Annotated in this window: 4 protein-coding genes; 2 read left to right on the plus strand and 2 right to left on the minus strand. The window is 67.1% G+C overall.

What is annotated here, in order from left to right; translation table 11 throughout:
* Positions 1-144: 144 nt before the first annotated feature.
* Together MLGJGCBP_RS46515 and MLGJGCBP_RS46520 are read left to right on the plus strand one after the other, a co-directional pair.
* On the plus strand, positions 145-1,326 hold the full coding sequence (locus MLGJGCBP_RS46515; protein WP_236581200.1) for a carboxylate-amine ligase: 1,182 nt from the start codon (positions 145-147) through the stop codon (positions 1,324-1,326).
* Positions 1,304-2,008, plus strand: coding sequence for a PAS and ANTAR domain-containing protein (locus MLGJGCBP_RS46520; protein WP_442972109.1), 705 nt, complete (start codon positions 1,304-1,306; stop codon positions 2,006-2,008). Before MLGJGCBP_RS46515 ends, MLGJGCBP_RS46520 begins: the two co-directional genes overlap by 23 nt.
* Before the next feature lie 673 nt (positions 2,009-2,681).
* On the opposite strand, the gene MLGJGCBP_RS46525 is transcribed toward MLGJGCBP_RS46520, so the two are convergent.
* Complete coding sequence (locus MLGJGCBP_RS46525; protein WP_442972115.1) at positions 2,682-3,125, minus strand: DUF7144 family membrane protein; 444 nt, start codon at positions 3,123-3,125, stop codon at positions 2,682-2,684.
* Positions 3,126-3,255: 130 nt separating this feature from the next.
* Complete coding sequence (locus MLGJGCBP_RS46530; RefSeq protein ID WP_160097897.1) at positions 3,256-4,581, minus strand: ISL3-like element ISPfr2 family transposase; 1,326 nt, start codon at positions 4,579-4,581, stop codon at positions 3,256-3,258.
* Between the last annotated feature and the right edge of the window lie 815 nt (positions 4,582-5,396).

Consider the following 5,396-nt stretch of genomic DNA (forward strand, 5'->3'; position numbering starts at 1 on the left):
TGGCGGACAGTCACCAGGTGTGACGTCGACACCCCGCAGGGACTTAAGTCCCTTTTCCATGCCGATCCGGTTCTTCGCTCGGGTGGGGGTGCCAGGCTGGGGATGGCCCCGGGTTTCAGGGCGGTCGGGCAGGAGCGGACAACGGTGTCGACACTTTCAGCGAATCCGATCGGTGCTGCCGGTGCCGGAACCGCCGGTTCCACGCCGACGATCGGGGTGGAGGAAGAGTTCGTGCTCGCCGACCCCGGCACCGGTGCCCCGTTCCTGGGTAACACCGCGGTCGCCGCCGCCGCCCGACGCTGCGGCGCCGAACTGCAACTCGAATTGTCGCGGTGCCAGATCGAAACCGCCACCCCGGTGTGCACCACCCTCACCGATCTCGGAAACCAGCTCCGGCGTACTCGAGCACAGGTGGCGGCCGCAGCCTCCGCGGTGGGCGTCGCGGTGCTCGCGACCGGGGTACCCCCGTTCGGTCCGCCCCCGACCTCGATCACCGCGCTTCCTCGCTATCAGCGGAGGATCGAGCATTTCGGCCTTCTCGGGGAGCAGGTCATCTGCGGTTGTCACGTTCACGTCGGACTCGACGACCGGGACCTCGCGGTGCAGGTCAGCAACCATCTACGTCCCTGGCTGCCGGTGCTGCTGGCACTGACCGCAAACTCACCGGTCTTCGCCGGCCGCGACACCGGATACGCCAGCTGGCGGCACGTGTTGTGGTCGCGGTGGCCCAGTGCCGGGCCACCCCCGTATTTCCGCTCCGCGCAGCACTACGACACCGTGGTCGCGGACATGCTCGACAACGAGGTCATCCTCGACACGGCGATGGTCTACTGGGATGTGCGCCTGTCGGCGCACCTGCCCACCCTCGAGGTGCGGGTCAGCGACGTCCCCGCGACCGTCGAGGAAACGGTGCTCCTCGCCGCGCTGGTGCGCGCGCTGGTCACCACCGCCCTCGGTGCTGTCCACAGCGGGCAACAGGCACCGGTGCTCGACCCCGCTCTGCTGCGGGCGGCGTATTGGCGCGCCGCCCGGGACGGGGTGAACGGATACGCCCTCGACACCGGGTCCGGACACCTGATCTCGGCGCGCGAGGCGACCGCGCGGCTTGTCGATCATGTACGTCCGGCGCTCGAGCGCACCGGCGATTACCGGACCGTCCGCTGCGCCGTCGAGTGTGTCCTCGGTGCGGGTAACGGGGCTGTGCGGCAACGTCGCATCCTCCGGGCAGGATCTCGTGCCGACCTCCTCCACATGCTCACCTGCACCACCACCGACACCTGCGCGAGCGCCGAGGAACTCGGACGTGACACCGCCGACCGGTCGTGACGGACCCCACGCGCGGGTGGTGGCGGTGAAACTCGATGCACTGTTCGGATCGGGTACACCGCAGCGGGTCGGCAGCTTCCGATTCCTCCTCGACGGCCAACGGTGGGAATGGTCCGACCCGGTTGCCGAGATGCACGGCTACCGCCCCGGCGAGAAAACTCCCACCACCGAATTGCTGCTCTCGCACAAACACCCCGACGACCTCCGCCATGTCACCGCGATCTTCGAGAAGATGATCGACGAGGGACAACCTTTCAGCAGCAAACACCGCATCATCGACACCGCTGGGCGTGTGCACCATGTGATCGTCGTCGGGGACCAGCTCCGCGAGAACGACCGGGTGGTCGGCACGTCCGGGTTCTACATCGACGTCAGCGAGTCCCTGGAGACCGTACTGCAGGAATCGCTCGACGAAGCGGTCGCCGAACTTGCCGCGTCCCGGGCGGTCATCGAACAGGCCAAGGGCGTGTTGATGCTCGTCTACGGCATCCCCGCGGAGCGGGCCTTCGACATCCTCATCTGGCGCTCCCAGGAGACCAACACCAAACTGCGCACCATCGCCGAGAACCTGGTCACCGCGGTCGGCGATCCCGCCGCTGCCGCGGTCCCGCCGGAAGCCTTCCGGACCCGGTTCGACCGCGTGCTGCTCACCGCCCACCAATTCCGGAGCAACACGAGCTGAGGGGCAACCGCGGTCCGTTTCCGTCAGGTGCGCTCAGCAGAATCGTGCCGCCCCTTCACAGCGCCGGTTCCGGCGGTTGAGTGCCCGGGATGCGGGCAGTCACGTGGGGCAGTGCGACGAAAAGCGAACAGCCCCATAAGTCCTCGCCCCAGGTAATCGGTGGGGTCGATCCACTACAACGGAAAGAAGGTCAGGGCGCGTCGCTGCAGGGCACCACGGGTCGCCATCGGGCGTGATCTCGTGGGGACTAGATGCGCTCCGCGGGGTCGAAGGGTCGTCGACGCATGAGTAGTTCGCAGTTTCCGCAACACCGATCGGGTACCTACTGGGAGGAGCAGGTTCCTCGCAGGGAACCCGCGAGCCTCGATCTGCTCGGTGAGTGTCGGATACACGCTCAGTGAGCGGAAGGTCGGCATGGACGCGGGCGTTGGTGGTCGTCTCGGTGGTTTTCCCGGCCAGGTGGCACATCGACGCCCACCGGTCAGGGCGGCTGCTGGGAATCGTCATCCGCGTCATCGTGCACTCCGCCGGGCCGTGCTCTGCAGCTGTTCGGGGTCTGATGAACGCTCGGGTCTGACGGCATGCCGTCCGTCCGGCGATCGCACCCCGACCATTAGGTGCGTCGGATCCAGGACGAATCCCGGCCGGTAAGGGTGAGAAGCGGGGCGTGCCGCTACGCAATGTTCCCCGAGACCGTTTCCGGATTCCAGGTCGAGACGGCCCAGATGACGACGATGTCGAGTGCGATGATCACCAGCGACCACACCGGGTAATACGGCAGCCACAGGAAGTTCGCCAGAATCGAGATCGCGGCAACGATGATCGCCGATACCCGAGCCCATCCGGCGCCGGTGAACAGGGCGAGGCCGACGATCGCGACGAGCGCGTCGAGGACGATGTGGATCCAGCCCCAGGTGGTGAGGTCGAACTTGCAGACGTAGTCCAGCCCGGCAACGAACACTTCGTTCTCGGCGACGGCGGCGATGCCCTGGAAGAACTGGATGATGCCGACGGTGACCATGATGACTGCCGCCGCCATCGAGGTGCCGCCCGCGAAGCGTTGTTCGGTCGATGGATACTCGGACACGGCTGTCCCCTTCCCCCAGCTACGGTTCATTCGATACGACGATTGTCCGCCGCCGCGTGGTGCCCTTCGTCCTCGCTACGCGCGCGAGCGCGAGTCGTTCGCCATGCGCGCCGTCAGCCTGCGCAAGCGCGAGGAATCACGGGGCAGAACCTTTTTGGGCTCATCCCAATCGGGGGTGTAGGAGTTGGGGTCTGAAGCCGCCGGTCTCGAGCAGGCTTCGGGCGATGTAGTTGGTCAGGTTGCGGAACCCGAGTGCGGAGCCGCGCAGGTGTTCGAGCCGTCCGTTGAGCGCCTCGGTCGGCCCGTTGCTGGTGCCGGGTCGTTCGAAGTAGGCGAGCACGTCAGCGGCTCGCTTCTTCAGGGTCCGGCCCAGGGTGGTGAGCTCGGTGAGCACCTTGGGGACGCCGGCGCTGAGGTCGGTGATCAGCTTCTTCATGAGCTCGCGGCCACGTTGCCGGTCCTCGTGGCGATAGGCGGCGATCATGCGCTGGTAGACACCCCAGGTCGCCTCGACCTCGACGTGAGCGTCATCAACGAACAGCGCGCGTAGCCTGTCGCTCTGCTTGTCGGTGAGCAGGTCCGCGCCGGTGTGCAGCGTGCGCCGCGACTTGTAGAGCGGGTCGTCCCTGAACCCACGGTGCCCGTGGATCGCGAGTTGGACCCGGCGCCGGCACCTGTCGAGGGCGTCACCGGCCAAGCGCACGACGTGGAAGGGATCCATCACCGTGACCGCGTCCGGGATCTCCTCTGCAGCGGCGGTCTTGAACCCGGTAAAGCCGTCCATCGCGACCACCTCGACCGCGTCACGGAAGGCGTCGTCGCGGTCGGCGAGCCAGGTCTTGAACGCCGCCTTCGACCGGCCCTCGACCATGTCCAGCAGCCTTGCTGGGCCGGCGCCATCGCGGACCGGGGTGAGGTCGATGATCACGGTGACGTACTTGTCGCCACGCCTGGTGTGGCGCCAGACGTGCTCATCGACGCCAATGACCTTCACGCCCTCGAACCGCGTGGGGTCGTTGATCAGCAGCCGCTTGCCTTCAGCCAGGACCGCGTTGTTGGCGGTGTCCCACGCGACCCCGAGTCCCTCGGCGACACGGGCGACGGTGAGGTGTGCGACCACGATCCCTTCCAGCGCCCACCGCAGCCCGGTGCGCGAGAGCTTCGCGCGTGGCTCCGCAGCGGCGCTGGTGTCTTGGCGCCACACGTGTCCGCAGTCGGCACAGCGGTAGCGGCGCACTACAACTTCCAGCACGGTCGGTCGCCAGCCCAGCGGCTCGTGGGCCAACCGCCGGATCACGGTGTCACGAGCAGCGCCTTCGCTGCCGCACCGTCGGCACCACTGATCTGGTTCCACCACGCGGCACGCTAGGACCGCACGATCCGGTTCAAGTCGTTGTCCGGTCACGCTCAGACCGAGGCCGTCGAGTCGAGCGAAGGCGGTCAGGTCAGGGCGGCCGAAGCCGGCCGGCGGGGTTGTGTCGGTCACGTCGAGGTCTTTCGGATGGATGGCGTAGGAACCTCCATCGTCGGGAGACCTCGACGTCTATCTGCGGACCGACGCGCCCGGCCGACCTACACCCTCATCTGGGAAGAGCCGTCAATCCGGCATCGAGCATCTGCTCCATCACCTGACGAAGGTGTGATCCGGGAATGCCTCCAGTCCGCCCGAGATGGCCTCCCGGGCCGCTACCGTGTCCCGAACGATCCAGAATCTGGCCCCGTCAATATCAGCGGGGCGGCCGCCGGAAACCGCATCGTCACGGCCGCAACCTGCCGCCACATCTCCCCTAGCGCCCGGCCGTGCTCGACAGTGATGCCCGCCAACAGTGCATCCCGCACGGTGTGCCAGGGCGCCGCCAGCAACCGCGCCGCGTGCTCATCGCTGACGCACACCCCCGAGTTTCGCACTCCTCGAGATACCCGGGCGATGCCATCACGAGAGAGCTCCTCCGCCACCCTGGACGCGTCCTCACGGCCCACTCGGGTCACCTCCGCTGTGGGGGGAGGGTCTCGGTGACCACCTGTGCCAGGCGGGGCGGGCGGTGACGAGTGTGGCAGACGTGGTGTGAGTGTGTCGGACACGGTCAGGGAGATCGGTTCCGGCCTGAATGGCAAACGCACCGAACTCCACATGTGGGAGAGGCCCGACCGGGTTCGGGTATATCGAGGCCGCCTTGTCGGTACAGGGTCGTACCCTGCTGGTGTTGGACGGTACTGAGGTGGCTGAATCGCCCCGGGTTCTACGGAGGCTCGGCTATCTGGTTCCGGCCTCAGCGAGGACCGGTGTCTCACGGTAGTCGG

Origin of the sequence: Rhodococcus sp. T7 (assembly GCF_009872365.1) — a bacterium.
Lineage (GTDB): Bacteria > Actinomycetota > Actinomycetes > Mycobacteriales > Mycobacteriaceae > Rhodococcus_F.

Bases quoted from the DNA above. Each gene is read 5' to 3' on its own strand.
- MLGJGCBP_RS46525 (WP_442972115.1), bottom strand. From the start codon at position 3,125: ATGAACCGTAGCTGGGGGAAGGGGACAGCCGTGTCCGAGTATCCATCG.